Here is an 18,700-nt window from a genome sequence, read left to right on the forward strand (position 1 = left end):
ATTCACTTATTAGTCTTAATTTATGGATTCGAGTCCACTCTCTGTTTCAGCTTAGCAGGCAATGTAAATACATATGTCAGAAAGAGGCGGCAGAAATACTCCAAGTCTACTGCTTCGGTCTCTTCAAAGGGGTCATCATCGTGTGCGGCATCATTACCGCCAATACGAATCTTATGAGCCCAATCTTTCAAATCAGGCGTAATTGCATATCGAGCGGCGAGCTCGTCGATACGCACGACAAGTTTCTTCGATGCTAATGACGGATCAATTGCCTTAGTTCCAACTTCCAAGGCTTTTCTAAACATCATCCCCGCAGCGTCCCAATTTTTTCGAGTCAGATTATCTAAAGCCTGCTGAAACGGGACACGTACGTTATCAGGAAGAAAATCAGGGATATCGACCGCTTCTTCTTCGGGCCAAATTTTTTTAGCTATCCAGCCATTAAGAGCGGGATCGCCAGAAACTTCCATTGGGCTCGCGGTTCTTTTGTTATTAGTCGGAGCGTACTGAATAACTATTCCTGTTTCGCATCGGCCGCATTTGGCAAAGCACATATAATTGTGCCCCACCGGAGATGAAGACCCGATCGTATACTGATACTGAATGCTAAAACCTGCGGCGGCAGTCAGACAGTGCGGGCAGTTATGCTGTATGCTCGCCATATTATTACCGCGTAAACTCTTCTGACACGGTATCCACCGTGCCGATGTGATGCGCCATCGCCACTTCTGCCGCCGCCGCATCGCCCTGCAAAATCGCGCGCACCACCGCATCGTGTTCGGCGAATGAACTCGCCAGGCGGCCGACCAGCCTGAACTGCGCGCGGCGGAACGGCGAGAGCCGCTGGCGCACCGCCATGGTGTTTTCCACCAGCGCGGTATTATGCGTGCCTTCGTAGATCAGGGTGTGGAAGCCGACATTCATCGCCGCATAGGCGTCGATCTCGCCGTCGCGGACGAGAATCCGGGTGCGGTCGTGGAAATCCTGCAGCTTCTTGCGTTCGGCCGCCGTCATGCGCTGGGCGGCATAGCGCGCCGAGATGGCTTCCAGCTCGCGCATCACCTCGAACAGGTCGTGCATATGCTGCCGCGACGGGATCGCCACCAGCGCGCCGCGATGCGGGCGGATTTCCACCAGCCCGGTTTCGACCAGCGCCTTGAGCGCCTCGCGCACCGGGGTGCGCGACACGCCGAAACGGTCGGCCAGCTCCTGCTCCTCCAGCCGCGTGCCGGGCGGCAGGCGGCCGGACAGGATCTCGTCGGCGATGCGCTGGCGCAGGCTGCCGGCCCGCGTCTGCTTGCCCGCGAGGTCGAGGTCGCTTTCCGGTTTCAACTGGTTCATCTGGCGCTCCGGAACTGCCCCCACTCTACCAGCCGGACCGCCAGGCCGCCACCATGGCCGCCGAAGCCACCACCGCGCAATAAGCCGGCCGGCGCCGTTGTGACCCTGGCCGTTCCGGGGCAGGGTGACGGCCATGAGCGACACCCCCCGTCAACCACAGCCATGACCGAGCCCCGCCTGAAGGCCAGCCTGCTGGTGCAGGCCATCCTGCGCCGCTACGACCTGGAAGCGATTCCGGCCTATATCCGGCGCAAGGGCGATCCCGATGCCGGCACGGTGATCCTGAAAATCGCGCTCGGGCCGCAGGATGCCATGCTGCTGGGCCAGGCGCGCGATGCCGAGGGCCGCGCCGGCTGGCTGCGACTCGGCGGCGAGCGCATCCGCGAGGCCGATGCCGAAGCCGCCATCGCCAAGGCGATCAGCCGCGATCCGGATGTCTATGTGATCGAGGTGGAAGACGGCAAAGGCCGCGTGCTGGTGGAAGGCCCGCTGCTCTAGGCCACCCGTTCGATCGCGCCGCCGGCCGCCTGCACCCGCGCGGCGGCAAACACCTGGCCGATGCCGACCAGCACCGGCTGCTCGACACCGATCTCCAGCAGGGCCGCGCCCAGGTCCGACAGTCGCCCGCACCAGCGCGTCTCGTCGGCGCGCGACACCGCGCTCACCACCGCCACCGGCGTGGCTGGCGCCAGCCCCTCGGCGATCAGTTTCGCGGCAAACGCGCCGCCGGTGCGCCCGCCCATATAGACCATCAGCGAGGTTTCCGGATCGGCCAGGCCGCGCCAGTCGAGGTCATCGGGCAGATGGCCCTGCCGCGAATGCCCGGTAACAAAACGCACCGAATGCGCCGCATCGCGATGGGTGAGCGACACGCCGAGGCTGCTGGCAGCCGCCAGCGCAGCGGTAATGCCCGGGATCACCGCCACCGGAATGCCGGCAGCGTCGAGTGCGGCGATCTCCTCGCCGGCGCGGCCGAACACCATCGGGTCGCCGGCCTTGAGCCGCACCACGCGCTTGCCCTGGCGCGCGAGTTTTATCATCAGCGCGTTGATGTCTTCCTGTCTGCAGCTGGCCCGGCCGCCGCGCTTGCCCACCATCATGCGTTTGGCCTCGCGGCGCGCCAGTTCCAGCACCTCGTCCGACACCAGATCGTCGAACAGGATCACATCGGCCGCCTGCAGCGCGCGCATCGCCTTCAGCGTCAGCAGCTCGGCATCGCCGGGGCCGGCGCCCACCAGCGTGACATGGCCCCCAATACGATTGGCGGCGGCTTTGGCCGGCTGGATTTCGATATCAGCCGGCACCTGCGCCTCAAGGAACGCGCGCTCGGCGAAGCGCTCCCAGAAGGCGCGGCGCAAGCCGCCGACCGGCAGGCGTTCGGCCACAGTTTTACGGATGCGTTTGGCCGCCGCCGCCCAGGCGCCCAGCGTGGCCGGCAGCAGGGTTTCGATGCGGCGGCGGATCGCCTGCGCCAGGATGGGGGCTGCGCCATCGGTGGAAATGCCGATGACGACAGGAGACCGGTTGACGATGGCGCCGAACTGCACGTCGCAGTGATCGGGCTTGTCGATGGCGCTGCAGATCGCGCCGGCGGCTTTCGCGGCGACATGGAACGCGGCTGCCGCGTCTGCGTCCTCCGCATCGATGATGGCCAGCGTGGCGTCCTTCAGATCGGCCGGCTGCCAGCGGCGCGTGATGATTTTCATATCCAGCGCCTGCATCTCGGCGCTGGAGTCTTCGGCATAGACGGTGACAGCGGCGCCGGCCGCCGCCAGCAGCTCGGCCTTCCAGGCCGCCGCCGCCGTGCCGCCGGCGATCACGGCGCGCCTGCCCTGCAGGTCGAGGAAGACCGGCAGCTTGGCCAGCGCGCCGATGCGCTGATGTCGTTGGGCTTCAGCCGGCTTTCTGGACATCGCTCTCACCGGGGGCAGCATCGATGATCTTCCGGATTTCACTGCGGCAGGAGCCGCAATTGGTGCCGGCCTGCAAGGCCGCGCCGACCGCTTCCACCGTGCGGCAGCCGCCGGTCACGGCAGCGGCGATCTGGCCGGCGCCGATATCGAAACAGGAGCAGACCAGCGCGCCGCGATCGGGCTGTGCCGCGCTGGCGCGGCCGGCCAGCAGACGCAGGCGATCCGATGCGGCAATGCTGCGCCCGAGCTGGTCGGCCGCCCAGGCGCGCGATACCGCCACCGGATCGGGCGACACGAACAGCGCGCCGATCAGCCGGTCGCCGCGGAAGGCGGCAAAGCGATGCTGCGCCGTCGCCGTATCGTGATAGGCGAGCAGTTCGGCATCCTCGGTCAGCGCCAGCAGCCTGCGGGCAAAGCCGGTCCAGTCCTCCGGCACGGCGGCATCGGCCAGTTCGATGCGCCAGCCGCCTTTCGCCCGCGCCTTCGCCCAGTAGCCGGTGTCGAGCGCGCCGGGCGCATCGGCCGTCACGGCAAAGCCGTACCAGGCGGCCGCATAAGGCTGCACGGCAACGGCGGAGAATTTCAGTTCCGGCTGGCCCGAGATGGGATCGACGGCGGGATTCACCAGCACATCGACGCGGGCATTGGCGGCAAACTGGTCGGTCCAGTGCAGCGGCACGAAGACGCTGCCGCGTTTCTGGTCGTCGCTGACCAGCGCCCGCACCACGATGCTGCCGCGCGCATTGCGCAGCAGCGCCAGCCTGGCCGGGGCGATGCCGCAGGCGGCGGCATCGTCGGGATGCAGTTCCACGAAGGGCTCGGCGATATGGCCCATCAGGCGCGGCGACAGCGCCGTGCGCGTCATGGTGTGCCACTGGTCGCGCACGCGGCCGGTGTTGAGCACCAGCGGCAGATCGTCCGACACGGCCTCGGCCGGCGCACGGTATGGCGTGGCGACGAAGCGCGCGCGGCGGTCCGGCGTATAGAAATTCCCGTCGGCGAAGAAGCGGCGCTCGCTGCGCGGCGTTTCGCTTTTCGGGCAGGGCCACTGCACCGGCAGCAGCGCGTCATAAGTCTCTGCCGTGATATCGGCGAAGGCCGAGATGTCGAAATCGCGGCTGCCGTTGTTTTCAGTGCCGCTGAGCTGCGCAAATTCGCGGAACACATCGACCGGCGCGGCATAATCGAAGTCACGCGACCAGCCCATGCGCCGGGCCACTTCGGCAAACATCCACCAGTCGGCCCGCACCTCGCCCGGCCAGGGCTGGAAGCGGCGCTGGCGCGAGATGCGGCGTTCGGAATTGGTCACCGTGCCGTCCTTCTCGCCCCAGGCGGCGGCCGGCAGCAGCACATGGGCATGACGCGCGGTATCCGTCGCCGCCATGACATCGGAGACCACCACGAAGGGGCAGTCCTTCAACCCGGCCTGCACGTCGTCGGCATCGGGCAGGCTGTCGACCGGATTGGTGCCGGCGATCCACACCGCCCTGATGCGGCCGTCCTTCACCGCGCGGAACAGGTCGACGGCCTTGAGGCCCGGCCTCTCCGCTATGCGGGGCGAATTCCAAAACCCCTGAACAATGCGGCGATGATCCGCGTCGCCCAGTTCCATATGGCAGGCGAGCTGGTTGGCCAGGCCGCCCACTTCGCGGCCGCCCATCGCATTGGGCTGGCCGGTGATCGAGAACGGCCCCATGCCCGGTTGGCCGATGCGGCCGGTGAACAGGTGGCAGTTGAGAATGGCATTGACCTTGTCGCTGCCGGCGCTCGACTGGTTGACGCCCTGCGAGAAACCGGTGACGACGCGTTCGGTGCGGGCGAACAGATCGTAGAAGCGGCGCAGCTCGGCCTGAGAGAGCCCGGTGATCCCGGCGATTTCGGCCAGCGACAGCGCGCGTGCGGCCGTCAGCGCCGCATCGAGGCCATTGGTGTGATCCTTTACGAAGGCGGCGTCCTGCCGGCCGGCCTCCTGCAGATGGCTGAGCAGCCCGTTGAACAGTGCCACATCGGAACCGGGATTGAGCGCCAGATGCAGGTCGGCGGCGCGCGCCGTCATGGTGCGGCGCGGATCGATCACCACCACGGTCAGTTCCGGCCGCGCGGCTTTGGCCGCCGCCAGACGCTGGAACAGCACCGGATGACACCATGCGAGATTCGAGCCGACCAGCACGACCAGATCGGCCTGTTCCAGGTCTTCGTAGATGCCGGGCACCGTATCGGTGCCGAAGGCGCGCTTGTGGCCGGCGACGGCCGAGGCCATGCAGAGCCGCGAATTGGTGTCGATGTTGCCGGTGCCGATGAAGCCCTTCATCAGCTTGTTGGCGACATAGTAATCCTCGGTCAGCAGCTGGCCCGAGACATAGAAGGCCACCGAGTCCGGGCCATGCTTGGCAATCGTATCGGAGAAGACGGATGCAACACGATCCAGCGCGGTATTCCAGTCGACCCGGGCTCCATCGACAACCGGATGCAGCAGACGGCCATCGAGGCCGAGCGTCTCGCCCAGCGCCGAGCCCTTCGAGCAGGTGCGGCCGAAATTGGCCGGATGCCCGGCATCGCCCTTCACATCGACGGCGCCACTGTCATCACGCACCACCTTCAGACCGCAGCCGACGCCGCAGTATGGGCAGGTGGTGCGCGTTTCGGTGGCGACTGTCATGTCACGCCGCTTTGACGGCCAGGCCGGGCCAGGACAGCAGGATGCGATCCTCCTGCAGCCTCACCGCGATGGTGCGTGTGCAGCCCTGGTCGGCGCCCTGGGCTTCGCCGGTGGCCAGGCTGATCATCCAGTTGTGCAACGGGCAGGTGACGAAATCACCCTGCACGATGCCCTGTGACAGCGGGCCGCCCTTGTGCGGGCATTTGTCGTCCAGCGCGAAGACCCGGTCGTCCATGGTGCGGAACACGGCAATGTCGCCGCGCGCGGTCTTCACCACGCGGGCGCCGCGTTTGGGAATATCGTTCAGCGTGCCGATATCGAGCCAGTCACTGTCCATCTTCATGGCTCCCGCCCTACTCTGCCGCATGGGCCAGCCGCAGATCGGCCAGCGGCTTGAATTCATGGCCGAAGGCGCCCTTGACCCGCTCGGCCCAGGGATCGACCTGGGCAAAGACCTGGGCATGGGCGAAGCGCGCGAACAGCGCACGCCGGCGTTCGGCATCCTCGACGATCTGCTGCTTCACGCTGTCAAGGCCGACGCGATGCAGCCATTTGTGGATGCGGTCGAGGTAATGCGCCTGCTCGCGATAGAGCTGCATCAGCGCGCCGGTATATTCCAGCACGTCGTCTTCGGTCTCCACCTTGCACAGCAGGATGGTCTGTTTGACCTCGAGGCCGGCGGCGCCGGCAATGTGGAATTCGTAGCCGGAATCGACGCAGATGATGCCGATATCCTTGATCGTGGCCTCGGCGCAGTTGCGCGGACAGCCGGAGACGCCGAGCTTGACCTTGTGCGGGGTCCAGCTGCCCCAGGTGAATTTCTCCAGCTTGATGCCAAGCCCGGTCGAATCCTGGGTGCCGAAACGGCACCATTCGGTGCCGACGCAGGTCTTCACCGTGCGCAGGCCCTTGGCATAGGCATGGCCCGACACCATGCCGGCGGCATTGAGATCGGCCCAGACGCCCGGCAGGTCTTCCTTCTTCACGCCCAGCAGGTCGATGCGCTGGCCGCCGGTCACCTTCACGGTCGGGATGTTGAACTTGTCGGCCACATCGGCGATGGCGCGCAGCTCCTTGGCGCTGGTGACGCCGCCCCACATGCGCGGCACCACCGAGTAGGTGCCGTCCTTCTGGATATTGGCATGGGCACGTTCGTTGATGAAGCGAGACTGGTTGTCGTCGACATATTCGCCGGGCCAGGTGGCGAGCAGATAGTAATTCAGCGCCGGACGGCATTTGCTGCAGCCACAGGAGGTCTTCCACTCCAGCTCCTGCATCACGGCGGGGATCGATTTCAGTTCCTTGGCCACGATCAGGCGGCGGATATCGTCATGGCCCAGATCGGTGCAGCCGCAGGCGGCCTTCGACGCCTTCGGCGCATAGCCGTCGCCCAGCGTCAGGCCGATCAGCTTCTCGACCAGGCCGGTGCAGGAGCCGCAGGAGGCCGAAGCCTTGGTGACGGCACGCACTTCCTCCAGGCTGGTGAGGCCCTTGGAGGTGATCGCACCGGTGATCTTGCTCTTGCACACGCCGTTGCATCCGCAGATCTCTGCCTCATCCGGCAAGGCTGCAACGGCCGCCATAGGGTCCAGGGGGGTGCCCCCCGCAAAACCCTGGCCGAAAATCAGCGTCTCGCGCATCTCGGCGATGTCGGCATTCTCGCGCAGCAGCTGGAAGAACCAGGCGCCGTCTTCCACTTCGCCATACAGCACGGTGCCGATGATCCTGTTGTCCTTCAGCACCAGCCGCTTGTAGACGCCGCGTGCCGCATCGCGCAGCACGATTTCCTCGCGGTCCTTGGCCTCGGCGAAATCGCCGGCCGAGAACAGGCTGATGCCGGTGACCTTGAGTTTGGTGGCGGTGACCGAGCCGTTATAGGCCGCAGGTTCGTCAATCAGCGTTTTGGCCAGCACGCCGGCCATGTCATAGAGCGGCGCAACCAGGCCATAGGTGGCGCCGCGATGTTCGACGCATTCGCCCAGCGCGAAAATATCGGGGTCGGAGGTGCGCATCTGGTCATCGACCACGATGCCGCGGTTGACTGTGAGTCCTGCCAGCTTTCCCAGCGCCGCGTTCGGCCGGATGCCGACCGCCATCACCACCAGCGAGGCCGGGATCACCGTGCCGTCTTCCAGCTCCACACCCTCGACCTTGCCGTTGCCGTTGCCGACGATGGCCTTGGTGTTGGCGCCGGTCAGAACCTTGATGCCGCGTTCCTCGATGGCTTTTTTCAGCAGATAGCCGGCCGAGGCATCGAGCTGCCGCTCCATCAGCGTCGGCATGATATGCACGACGGTGACATCCATGCCCTGTTCCGACAGGCCAGCCGCAGCCTCCAGGCCGAGCAGGCCTCCACCGATCACCACCGCACTGCCGCGCGCCTTGGCGGCCAGGATCATGGCATCGACATCATCCAGATCGCGATAGCTCAGCACGCCGGGCAGGTTATGGCCCGGCACCGGAATGATGAAGGGCACAGAGCCGGTGGCAATCACCAGCTTGTCATAGGACTCGGTCAGACCGTTATCGGTGGTGATCGTCTTGGCCGCACGGTCGATGCCGGTGACTTTGGTGCCCTTGTGCAGGGTAATGCCGTTGTTGATGTACCAGCCATCGCCATGGATGACGATCTGCTCGTAGCTCTTCTCGCCCGACAGTACCGGCGACAGCATGATGCGGTCGTAATTCACCCGCGGTTCGGCGTTGAAGATGGTGATGTCATACCGGCCGGGCGCCTTTTCCAGCAGGTTTTCCAGCATGCGCCCGGGCGCCATGCCGTTGCCGACGATCAGCAGTCTCTCAGCCATGATCCGCACTCCCACTCTCGCGCCGCATATCTACGACGTCCTCCCGACTTTCTTTTTCAGGCCGCGTGCACGGCCGGCGCACGATGGCGCGCATACAGGAATTCCATGATCTCCTTGCGGCAGCGCACATATTCAGTGTCGCCGGCCAGCGTCAGGCGATTGCGCGGACGCGGCAGATCCACGGTCAGGATTTCGCCGATGGTCGCGGCAGGCCCGTTGGTCATCATCACCACGCGGTTCGACAGCAGCACGGCTTCGTCCACGTCATGGGTGATCATGATGACGGTGTTCTTCAGCTTGGCATGCAACTCCATGACCGTGTCCTGCAGCGTCGCCCGGGTCAGGGCATCCAGCGCACCGAAGGGCTCGTCCAGCAGCAGCACCTTGGGTTCCATCGCCAGCGCACGGGCAATGCCGACGCGCTGCTTCATGCCGCCGGAAATTTCATGCGGGCGCTTGTCCAGCGCGTGATCCATGCCGACCAGCGCGAGGTTATGCCGCGTCCACTCGTCGCGTTCGGCCTTGGCCTTGGTTTTCGAATGCACCTTGTCGACCGCCAGGCGCACGTTGTCGTAGACCGTGAGCCAGGGCAGCAGCGAATGGTTCTGGAACACCACGGCGCGGTCCGGACCCGGATCGGAGACTTCCTTGCCCTGCAGCAGAACGCCGCCGGTGGTGGCCCGCGTCAGGCCGGCCACGATATTGAGCAGCGTCGACTTGCCGCAGCCGCTGTGGCCGATCAGGGCGACGAATTCGCCGCTGTCGATCTGCAGCTGGATATCGCGAAGCGCGATGAAAGGCCCATTGGCGCCCTTGAAGGTCATGCCGACGTTTTCGATGCTGAGATAGGCGGTCATGGCTGGCTCCTTGGATTACCGGCGCACGGTGGCGCGGGATGACGGCGTGGCGGGGGCGCCGGATTTGGTTTCGCGAATGGCCGGCGCGACGGGACGGGCGGATGAAACGTAGGAGCCGTCGAAGAACAGGTCGGCGCCCATCGGAATCGGCGCACTGGCCTGCGCCAGCGTCCATGGCCCGGCATGCAGACCTTCCGGCTTGCGATCGATCAGCGGGAACGGCTTGTCGAGCGCGGCGGCGGCTTCGCGATAGAGATCGGTGCGATAAACGCAGTCCGCCACGGCGGCAATGTCGGTGGCCGGATCGATCAGCTTCCAGCGCTGCATCTCGGTGAGATACCACTCGGCCTGGCTGCGCCACGGGAAGTTGGCGCTGTAGCGGCCGAAGACGAAGAAATCGGGCATGTGCTCCGGGCTGACATCGAGGCCGTAGCGCACCACGCCCAGCATGCCGAGCCGGATCGCCTCGGCGGCATGCGGGCCGATGTAGTCCGGCCTGGCCATGATCTCGACGCCTTCGAGACGGTTTTCCGGCCGGTCGAGCCATTCGGCCGCTTCCAGCAGCGCCATCAGCATGTGCTTGTGCGTGACCGGATTGCGCTCGACCCAGTCGCGGTTGGTGCCGATCACCTTTTCGATGCGGTTATTCCAGATCTCGTAGCCCGAGATCAGGATGCGCCCCACCCCGCGCAGCACGGCAAGCGAGTTCCACGGATCGCCGACGCAGAAGCCGTCGATTTCGCCGGCAGCCAGCCGGTCGGTCATCTGCGGCGGCGGCACGATCACCAGATTGACGTCGCGGTCCGGGTCGATGCCGGCCGAGGCGAGCCAGTAGCGCAGTTGAATCTGGTGCGAGGAAAAATTGAACACGGTGGCGAAGGTCAGCGTCGGCCGGCCGGCCTTGCGGTCGGCGGCGATCACCCGGCGCAGCACGTTGCCGGCCTCGTGCCGGTCATGCAGCAGCGCCGGCTCGGCTTCCAGCAGGCGGTTCCACAGCTTCGATGAAATCGTAACGGCATTGCCGTTCAGGTTGAGCACGAAGGAGGTGACCTGCGGTTTCTTCCAGCCGCCGGCCCCCAGCGTGGCCGCCAGCGGCATCGGCGCCAGCATATGCGCGGCATCCAGCGCGCCGAGCGCCACCTTGTCGCGCATATTGGCCCAGCTCGGCTCGCGCACCAGCGTGACATCCAGTCCGTGGCGTTCGAAGAAACCCTTCTCCTTCGCCACGATCAGCGGCGCGCAGTCGGTCAGCGCGATGAAACCGATACGCATCGGCGTGAGGGTCGCCGGCGTGGCGGCCCTCACGGTCTTTGCCTTGGTGGGACGACGGGGCATGCTGTGCTTCCTATTGCGACGCGAAGCCGCCGACGCGGTTGCCGATGAAGCCGATCAGGCGGTCGAGCATGAAGCCGACCAGACCGACATAGATCAGCGCCAGGATGATTTCGCTGATCAGCGAACTGTTCCAGGCATCCCAGATGAAGAAGCCGATGCCGACGCCGCCGATCAGCATCTCGGCCGCCACGATGGCGAGCCAGCTCAGGCCGATGCCGATCTTCAGGCCGGTGAACATGAACGGCACAGTGGCCGGCAGCATCACCTTGAAGAAGAACTCGAAGCCGTTGAGCCGCAGTACCCGCGAGACGTTGCGGTAATCCTGCGGGATATTGCGGATGCCGACCGCGGTATTGAGAATGATCGGCCAGATCGCCGTGATGGTGATGACGAAGATCGCCGATGGGTCGGCATGGCGGAAGGCGGCCAACGACAGCGGCAGCCAGGCCAGCGGCGGCACCGTGCGCAGCACCTGGAAGATCGGATCGAGGCCGCGAAACGCCAGCGTCGACTGACCGATCAGCACGCCGAGCGCAATGCCGATGATGGCTGCGAGCGAGAAGCCGATGGCAACACGCTTCAGGCTGGAGGCGAGATGCCAGAACAAGCCCTTGTCGAGATTGCCCTTGTCGTAGAACGGATCGACGATCAGTTCCCAGGTATCGGACAGCACCGTGGATGGCGGCGGCAGCGTGGCGCCCGGACTGGAGCAGGCGATCTCCCAGATCGCCAGCAGCAGGGCGAGGAACAGGATCGGCGGCAGCACGCGCGCCGCAAACATGCGCAGACCGTTTACCACGCGCGGCGCCAGGGTGGCGAGAATACTCTCGCCACCCATTTCTGCCTTGCTCAGAACGTCGGTTTTCACAGCCATGGAAAGCTCCTTGTCGTGAGCGGACATCGGATTACACCCGGGTGATGGCTTGGCTCTTCAGGTAGGCCATCGGGTTCTCCGGATCGAAGACCTTGCCGTCGAAGAAGGTTTCCTTGCCGCGCGAGGCCGACTTCGGCATATCGGCATCAGCCACGCCGATCGCCTTGGCCGCGTCACGCCACAGGTCTTCGCGGTTGACCTGCTTGATCAGCGCCTTGGTGTCGGTATCGGCCGGCAGATAGCCCCAGCGGATATCTTCGGTGAGGAACCACAGTTCATGGCTCTGGAACGGATAGGAGGCAAAGTCGCGCCAGAATTTCATCACCAGTGGGCTGTCGAGGCCGACCTTCACCTTGCGACCGCCATCACCATAATCGATGTCGCCGGTCTGGCGGTTGAGGATGTCTTCCACCGGCACCTTGAACCAGTCGCGGCCGCCGACGATCTTGCACAGCTCGGCCTTGTTCTCCATCTTGTCGGACCATTGCTGGGCTTCCAGCACCGCCATCAGCAGCGCCTTGGCCGCTTTCGGATTCTTCTCGATCCAATCGGCGCGCAGGCCGAGCGACTTCTCGGGATGGTCTTTCCACAATTCACCGGTGGTCAGTGCGGTGAAGCCGATCTTCTGGTGCACCAGCTGCGAGTTCCACGGCTCGCCGACGCAGAAGGCGTCCATGGTGTTGACCTTCATGTTGGCCACCATCTGCGGCGGCGGCACGGTGATGGTCGAGACATCCTTGTCCGGATCGATGCCGTTGGCGGCGAGCCAGTAGCGGATCCACAGGTCATGCGTGCCGCCCGGGAAGGTCATGGCGCATTTGATGTCCTTGCCTTCCGCCTTGGCCTTCTTGAAGCCGGCGGCGAGCGCCTTGGCATCGGTGGTCACGCCCTTGCCGGCCCAGGTATTGGAGACCGAGATCGACTGGCCGTTGGTGTTGAGCCGGGCCAGGATATTCATCGGCACCTTGGTCTTGGTGACCTTGCCGGTGGAAATCAGATACGGCATAGGGGTGAGGATATGCGCGCCGGTGATGCCGCCGCCCGCTTCGCCCAGTTCGATATTGTCGCGCGTTGCGCCCCAGGAGGCCTGCTTCTCGATGCTCATGTCGGGCAGGCCGTATTTGGCGAACATGCCCTTCTCTTTGGCGATGATCAGCGGCGAGGCATCGGTCAGCGCGATATAGCCGAGCTTGGTGCCCTTCACTTCGGGGCCGGCGGCCTGCGCAAACGCGCCGGCGGGCAGCTGCAGCCGGGCGGCGGCGAGCAATGCAGCGGTGCCGGCGGCACCCTTGATGAGCTGGCGGCGGTTGAACTTGGTCTGCATGGTCTACCCCTCTTCCCTGTCTGACCGTCGTTGCGGCCATAAAAAAAGCGCCCCTCAATGCCGAGCCTCGAAACGAGGCCGCATTGCGGGACGCCATTGTCCGATCCGGGACCGGTGAGCAGCGAAGACCTGGGGAGGCTTGCTGGGAGGCCGGTCAAACCCGCTGCGCCATTGCAGCGGGAGGTTCGACCTTAACTAAGCATCAACCGTGCCAGCCGCCGGCCAGACTGGATTTCCCAGGTTTTTCAGGATTTTACAGGGTATGCCCGATTCGAGGCAAAATTGGTGCGCTGCACAAAATACGGGCGAATGCTTCGACACCCTGCGTATCGCCTGTGCAGACGGTTGTAACGGCGCCTTACTTCTTCTTCAGCACGTCTGCGAAGGCCAGCAGCGCTTCGGCGACATCCACCAGGCGCTGCTGGCGGTCCATCGCGAGCTTGCGCAGGGCCGCATAGGCCTCGTCCTCGCCGATCTTGCGCTCGCGCATGAGAAGCCCCTTGGCCCGCTCGATCAGCTTGCGTTCAGATAGGGTGGCCTTGGTCTTTTTCAACTCGTCGCGCAGCGCCTGGAATTCGCGGAAGCGCGCCACGGCGACATCGAGGATCGGCTTCACGCGTTTCACGTTCATGCCGTCGATGACATAGGCGGAAACCCCGGCCTGCATGGCTTCCTGGATCATCGTCTCGTCGCTCTGGTCGACGAACATCACGATCGGGCGCGGCCGGTCGGCGTTGATCTGGCGCATGCTGTCGATGGTGTCGCGCGACGGGCTTTCCATGTCGACGATGATCACGTCGGGCGCGATCTCCTGCACGCGCTTGGCCGACAGTTCGCGCGGCGCGATCTGCGCCACCAGCGTATAGCCCTTGCCCTGCAGCGCCTCGGCCAGCACCACGGCGCGGTCTGGGTCTTCGTCGATCAACAGGATACGGATCACGGGTGCGGGCGACATGGTTGCGATGCTGGCGGACAGGTGTTTTACCCATCCCTGTAGCAAGATGCGTACCGGAGCGACCGGCCCCGCGAAAGTTAAGCTTCGGAGATGTGGGGCAGAAAGGGGCGGATGGTGGCTGGAGGCGGATTTGAACCGCCGACCCAGGGCTTATGAGTCCCTTGCTCTACCAACTGAGCTATCCAGCCACATCCATCCGCCTGCCGGCAGGGCCGGCGGGCAAACTTCCGGGAGACCCGAAAGAGGCGCATGGAATACGGGCAGCGCCCCGATCTGTCAAGCGGCCTGCCGCTGCCGGGCAAGCCGTTGTTTCTACGCGGCTAATCCGGCAGTTCGGGCCGCGTCGGCCCTGCCCTCAGCCCGGGCGATCCAGCCGCCGCCGAGCAGGCGTTCGCCGGCATAGACCACACCGGCCTGGCCCGGCGCCACGCCAAATTCGGCATGCGACAGCTCCAGCCGCGCCAGATGGCTTTCCGGCCCCTCGCCCGCCGCGAAGAGTCGCGCGGCGACCGCCGGCTGCGCCGAACGCAGCTTGACGCTGACTTCCAGGCCATCGGCCGGGATCGGTTCCGCCAGCCAGTTCAGTTCGCGCAGCAGCACGTCGCGACGCGCCAGCGCCTGCTTCGGCCCGACGACGACGCGGCGCGCGGCCGCATCGAGCCGCAGGACATACAGCGGCTCAGATGCCGCGATGCCCAGGCCCTTGCGCTGGCCGACGGTGAAATGAATCACGCCGTCGTGTCTGCCCAGCACAGTGCCCTGCAGATCCACGATCTCGCCCGGCTCGGCCGCCTCGGGCCGCAGCTTCGCCACCACGGAGGCGTAATCGCCATTGGGCACGAAGCAGATATCCTGGCTGTCCGGCTTGTCGGCCACGATCAGCCCGAACTCTTCGGCCAGCTGGCGCACCGCCGGCTTTTCCATAGCCCCGAGCGGGAAGCGCAGATAGTCGAGCTGGTCCTGCGTCGTCGTATACAGGAAATAGCTCTGGTCGCGGCGCGGATCGGCGCCGCGCAGCAGCTGTGCGCGGCCGGTGGCGGGATCGACGCTGCGCTGCACGTAATGGCCGGTGGCGAGGCAGTCGGCCGCGAGGTCGCGCGCGGTCTCCAGCAGGTCGCGGAACTTGACGCGCTGGTTGCAGCGGATGCAGGGGATCGGCGTTTCGCCGTTGACATAGCTCTCGGCGAATTCGTCGATCACCGCCTGGCGGAAGCGGCTTTCGTAATCCAGCACGTAATGCGGGATGCCGAGCCGTTCGGCCACCTGCCGCGCATCGTGGATATCCTGGCCGGCGCAGCAGGCGCCTTTTTTGGCGATGGCCGCGCCGTGATCGTAAAGCTGCAGCGTGATACCGATGACGTCGTAACCTTCGCGCTTCAGCAGGCCGGCGACCACCGAGGAATCGACGCCGCCCGACATCGCCACCACCACGCGCGTCTGCGCCGGGGCTTTGGCGAAGCCCAAAGAATTGCACTCCTGGGAGTTCAGCCCCTGAGAGGCGGGCGCGGCGGTGCGGTCGGCGGCGGTCATTCTGTATGCGGGTCCTTCTGCGGGCGGGACTATAGCGCCCGGCGGCGGCGAGGCAAGTTCAGCGGCGCCGAATGCTCCGGACCCGGCCGATGCCGGATGAGGCCCATTGGGTGCTGAATGAGTCCCGTTGAGTACCGAAAGAGTCCCATTGCGTGCTGAATGCGTCCCATTGGGTGCCGAATACGTCCCATGCGGTGCCGATCCGGATGCGGTCATCCTGCTGTCTCCCGCCCGTCGCAATCCGGGCTTATCCAGGCCGATCCGGGACTTAAGCGCGTTAATCCGGGCGTTATTCCGGCTTATCCCGGGCTTATGTCCGCTTATCGGAACCTTATTCCGGCGTATTTCGCTTCGTTCCCGTTCTCCCTGTCCATCCCGGCGCCGTCTGCCACCGGACGGGGAAATACCATGGTATGTCGTCTGCGCCCGCCGAACAGCGACCTTTCCCTCACTGGACAGGCCACCCGGCCGAGATTATCCCTTTCGCCTAGGTAGTCTCCCCCACTCATGCTATTCTCCCCGAAACGGGAATCGGGGGAGCATGTCGTGGGGCTTCTGGGGCGCGCTTTTTCGCAGGCGTTTAAAGACGCGATACTTTGGTTTTGTTCGGCACGAGAGTTTGCATGGTTCTTCCTCTCGTCCATCGCGCTACCTGTCGTCAACGCGATGATGAAAGAATCCGCTGCCACATGGTTTGCGCTGGCCCCTCCGGCGATTTTTTTTGTTGCGGTTTTGCTGGTTCAGTTTGGCAAGCAACTGGAAATTCAAAAATGGACGCAGTTTTCCGGGTTGCCCTTTGATGATGCTGTTCGTCATTTCACTGACAAGAAATTGAACGCACAGATTACCGAGTTGGAAATCCAGGCCAAAGGAGAAGCTTCAAGCCGTATGAGCTATATTACGGCCGGGGTTGGTGCGAGCGAGCGGTTGGCAGAGCTTAGAGCTGAGCGTTTGGAAGAGTTTCTGAGATTGCTAAGCACTGGAGAAATTAGGGCAATTGAAAGAACCGCCACTAGCAAGCAGGTAGCTATTCAGGCTTCTGAGTGGGCAAGCAGGAGGAAGAATCGCGCGGCCATGAGAGGTCTTACTTTTTCGAAAGGCAACTAAAATGGAAAAGAATCAACTTAATGAAAGTCATCTGCCCAAAGACATTCCCGACGCAGACGAGGACCGTTTTAACGCTCTTCTAGAGGCTATGGCTTCGGGAAAGCTAGAAGCAAAACGTCAAACATCAAAGCCGGCTGCTTCCGAAGATTGAAGCGGAATTCAAACTCGCCGAGATACTTGGACAGATGCTGCGGCGAGACATGGACGTGCGTACCACGGATGCTGGCCTTCAACCGGCTCCAGAACGACTCAATGGTGTTCGTGTGAATGTCACCGCGAACGTACTCTTTTTTGGAGTGGTTGACCTTACCGTGATCGAAACCCTCGTGACGCAGGTTCATAAAGGTGCGGCCTTCATCGGTCGCCACGCGGCTGCCCGCGATTACGTTCTCGGTGATATGCGGCACCACGTTGAATTCGTGGCGGTTCGGGACGATGCGGGTCATCAAGTCGCCGCCGCGCTCGACCATGCCCAGAACGATGGTCTTGTCATCCAAGCCGCGCTTGTCCTTGCCGCCGATGAAAGCCTTGTCAGCCTCGACAATGCCATTGCCACCCAGCGGGCTGTCGCCATCGACGGCAGCCATGTACTTGCGGATTTCATGGCCCATGCGCCAAGCCGTCTTGTAGGTGACGCCAAGCTGGCGCTGCAGCTCCTTGGCGGGTACGCCATGCCGCGAGGTGGTGAACAGGTACATGGCATAAAACCACTTGCTCAAGGCCGTATGCGTCCGATGAAACGGAGTGCCGACCATCGGATGAATGTGATGGCCGCAGCGGGGCGTCGGGCAGCAAAAGGCCGGCTCGTTCCGCAGGCGGACAAAGCGCCCCGTCTTGCCGCATTTCGGGCATTCCGTGCGGCTGCCGTAGCGGACCTTCATCAAATGCTCCAGACACGCATCGTCGTTCGGGAAGCGGGTCGTAAAGTCCTGAAAGGTGAAGGTCTTAGCCATGGCTGATCTCCTATGCCATGAATATAAGCCTTCACCTTACCTAGGTCAAGGGGATAATCTCGCACCCGGCTTATGAGAACATATCATGAACTGTGGATTTCGGCAAGCCGGAGGAAAACCGTCATGACCGCCGCACCCCATACCGTCCTGCCCTGCAAACATCTCTCGGTCTCGATCCCCCGCCCCTTCACGGCGGTCTACGCTGTCCTGAAAGACCCGGCCAACTGGAAACACTGGGCCAGCGGGCTTGGGCAGATGCAGCAGGATGCGGCGACCGGCCGCTGGACGGCGCAGCAGGACGGCGTCGGCGTGGTGACCATCGTATTCACTCCGCCGAACGATTTCGGCGTGCTCGATCATCGCGTGACGCTGCCCGATGGCAGCGAGATTTATATGCCGGCGCGCGTGATCGCCAATGGCGATGGCTGCGAGGTGATCTTCACCCTGTTCCGCATACCCACGATGGACGACGCGATGTTTGCGCGGGATGCGGCATGGGTGAAACAGGACCTGGAGAAACTGGCCGGGCTTTTCGCTCAAGGCTGATATACTGCGCCCCTGCACCGGAAACGGATGGAGGGGGCGATGGTCATCAAGGGATTGCTTGTCGCTGTGCTGGCCCTGGCCGGCTGCCTGATGCTCTATGCCGGCGCGGGCGGCACCCTGCCCTATCTCAAATATGACGCGCTCGAGGCCTATGGCCTGCCCGTCGGCGGGCTTGTGCTGGTCGCCGCGATCGCGCTGGCGAAAGTCTGGCATGTCGAGACCACCACCATCGTCAGGACCACCGAGACATCGGGACAGGGCGACAGCCAGAGATCCATCGTGACCGAGATCGAGAAACGCGCCCAGTTCGACATTCACCGTGACTTGCCCGGCGGCGACAAGAAGTTTTAGGGCCGCAGGCGCCGGTGTGTGATCGGCAATGGTGGCGGCGAGGCAATCTTTATCCTGCTCCAACAGCTGGAGATGGATAGGGCGTTGTTCGCGTGGAATGCAGCATGGACGGGAAGGATTTGGAGCGGCTAAAACACCAAGAATAAAA

Annotated in this window: 17 protein-coding genes and 1 tRNA gene; 4 read left to right on the plus strand and 14 right to left on the minus strand. The window is 64.0% G+C overall.

What is annotated here, in order from left to right:
- Nucleotides 1-20: 20 nt before the first annotated feature.
- Together OJJ21_RS09175 and OJJ21_RS09180 are read right to left on the minus strand one after the other, a co-directional pair.
- On the minus strand, nt 21-470 hold the full coding sequence (locus tag OJJ21_RS09175) for a DUF4145 domain-containing protein (RefSeq protein ID WP_297685387.1): 450 nt from the start codon (nt 468-470) through the stop codon (nt 21-23).
- A gap of 196 nt (nt 471-666) precedes the next feature.
- Nucleotides 667-1,341 carry a GntR family transcriptional regulator gene (locus OJJ21_RS09180; protein ID WP_297685389.1) on the minus strand — a complete coding sequence of 225 codons (675 nt, stop codon included), beginning with the start codon at nt 1,339-1,341 and terminating at the stop codon, nt 667-669.
- A gap of 162 nt (nt 1,342-1,503) precedes the next feature.
- On the opposite strand from OJJ21_RS09180, the gene OJJ21_RS09185 reads away from it, so the two are divergent.
- On the plus strand, nt 1,504-1,839 hold the full coding sequence (locus tag OJJ21_RS09185) for a DUF1491 family protein (protein ID WP_297685391.1): 336 nt from the start codon (nt 1,504-1,506) through the stop codon (nt 1,837-1,839).
- Here OJJ21_RS09185 and cysG read toward each other — a convergent pair.
- The 11 genes from cysG to mnmA all read right to left on the minus strand — a co-directional run bounded on the left by cysG (nt 1,836) and on the right by mnmA (nt 15,595).
- Nucleotides 1,836-3,254 (minus strand): siroheme synthase CysG, encoded by a 1,419-nt coding sequence (gene cysG, locus OJJ21_RS09190; protein ID WP_297685393.1) that lies wholly within the window; start codon nt 3,252-3,254, stop codon nt 1,836-1,838. The genes OJJ21_RS09185 and cysG overlap by 4 nt on opposite strands.
- Complete coding sequence (locus tag OJJ21_RS09195) at nt 3,235-5,913, minus strand: nitrate reductase (protein WP_297685395.1); 2,679 nt, start codon at nt 5,911-5,913, stop codon at nt 3,235-3,237. Before OJJ21_RS09195 ends, cysG begins: the two co-directional genes overlap by 20 nt.
- Nucleotide 5,914: 1 nt before the next feature.
- Nucleotides 5,915-6,250 (minus strand): nitrite reductase small subunit NirD, encoded by a 336-nt coding sequence (nirD, locus tag OJJ21_RS09200; protein WP_297685482.1) that lies wholly within the window; start codon nt 6,248-6,250, stop codon nt 5,915-5,917.
- Between the two features lie 16 nt (nt 6,251-6,266).
- Nucleotides 6,267-8,720 carry a nitrite reductase large subunit NirB gene (nirB, locus tag OJJ21_RS09205; protein ID WP_297685396.1) on the minus strand — a complete coding sequence of 818 codons (2,454 nt, stop codon included), beginning with the start codon at nt 8,718-8,720 and terminating at the stop codon, nt 6,267-6,269.
- Between the two features lie 56 nt (nt 8,721-8,776).
- Complete coding sequence (locus OJJ21_RS09210) at nt 8,777-9,577, minus strand: ABC transporter ATP-binding protein (protein ID WP_297685398.1); 801 nt, start codon at nt 9,575-9,577, stop codon at nt 8,777-8,779.
- Nucleotides 9,578-9,592: 15 nt separating this feature from the next.
- Nucleotides 9,593-10,912: a CmpA/NrtA family ABC transporter substrate-binding protein gene (locus OJJ21_RS09215; RefSeq protein ID WP_297685401.1), complete on the minus strand. Its 1,320-nt coding sequence runs from the start codon at nt 10,910-10,912 to the stop codon at nt 9,593-9,595.
- Nucleotides 10,913-10,922: 10 nt separating this feature from the next.
- The gene (gene ntrB, locus OJJ21_RS09220; RefSeq protein ID WP_297685403.1) at nt 10,923-11,786 is read right to left on the minus strand and encodes a nitrate ABC transporter permease; all 864 of its coding nucleotides are present in this window, start codon (nt 11,784-11,786) and stop codon (nt 10,923-10,925) included.
- A gap of 31 nt (nt 11,787-11,817) precedes the next feature.
- The gene (locus OJJ21_RS09225; protein ID WP_297685406.1) at nt 11,818-13,110 is read right to left on the minus strand and encodes a CmpA/NrtA family ABC transporter substrate-binding protein; all 1,293 of its coding nucleotides are present in this window, start codon (nt 13,108-13,110) and stop codon (nt 11,818-11,820) included.
- Between the two features lie 358 nt (nt 13,111-13,468).
- Nucleotides 13,469-14,065, minus strand: a complete 597-nt coding sequence (locus OJJ21_RS09230; RefSeq protein WP_297685408.1) for an ANTAR domain-containing protein — start codon at nt 14,063-14,065, stop codon at nt 13,469-13,471.
- A 112-nt stretch (nt 14,066-14,177) separates the two neighbouring features.
- Nucleotides 14,178-14,253 (minus strand) — tRNA-Met (locus tag OJJ21_RS09235).
- 124 nt (nt 14,254-14,377) lie between these two features.
- Entirely contained in the window at nt 14,378-15,595 is a 1,218-nt protein-coding gene (gene mnmA, locus OJJ21_RS09240; protein ID WP_297685411.1) for a tRNA 2-thiouridine(34) synthase MnmA, read from the minus strand.
- 546 nt (nt 15,596-16,141) lie between these two features.
- On the opposite strand from mnmA, the gene OJJ21_RS09245 reads away from it, so the two are divergent.
- A complete protein-coding gene (locus OJJ21_RS09245; protein WP_297685413.1) occupies nt 16,142-16,702 on the plus strand; it encodes a hypothetical protein in 561 nt (186 codons plus the stop codon).
- A gap of 86 nt (nt 16,703-16,788) precedes the next feature.
- Here OJJ21_RS09245 and OJJ21_RS09250 read toward each other — a convergent pair whose 3' ends face one another.
- Nucleotides 16,789-17,655 (minus strand): IS1595 family transposase, encoded by an 867-nt coding sequence (locus tag OJJ21_RS09250; protein WP_297685415.1) that lies wholly within the window; start codon nt 17,653-17,655, stop codon nt 16,789-16,791.
- Between the two features lie 123 nt (nt 17,656-17,778).
- On the opposite strand from OJJ21_RS09250, the gene OJJ21_RS09255 reads away from it, so the two are divergent.
- On the plus strand, nt 17,779-18,201 hold the full coding sequence (locus OJJ21_RS09255; RefSeq protein WP_297685417.1) for an SRPBCC family protein: 423 nt from the start codon (nt 17,779-17,781) through the stop codon (nt 18,199-18,201).
- Nucleotides 18,202-18,240: 39 nt separating this feature from the next.
- Nucleotides 18,241-18,552, plus strand: a complete 312-nt coding sequence (locus OJJ21_RS09260) for a hypothetical protein (RefSeq protein WP_297685419.1) — start codon at nt 18,241-18,243, stop codon at nt 18,550-18,552.
- The last annotated feature ends 148 nt before the right edge of the window (nt 18,553-18,700 follow it).

Origin of the sequence: Ferrovibrio sp. (assembly GCF_025869515.1) — a bacterium.
Classification (GTDB): domain Bacteria; phylum Pseudomonadota; class Alphaproteobacteria; order Ferrovibrionales; family Ferrovibrionaceae; genus Ferrovibrio.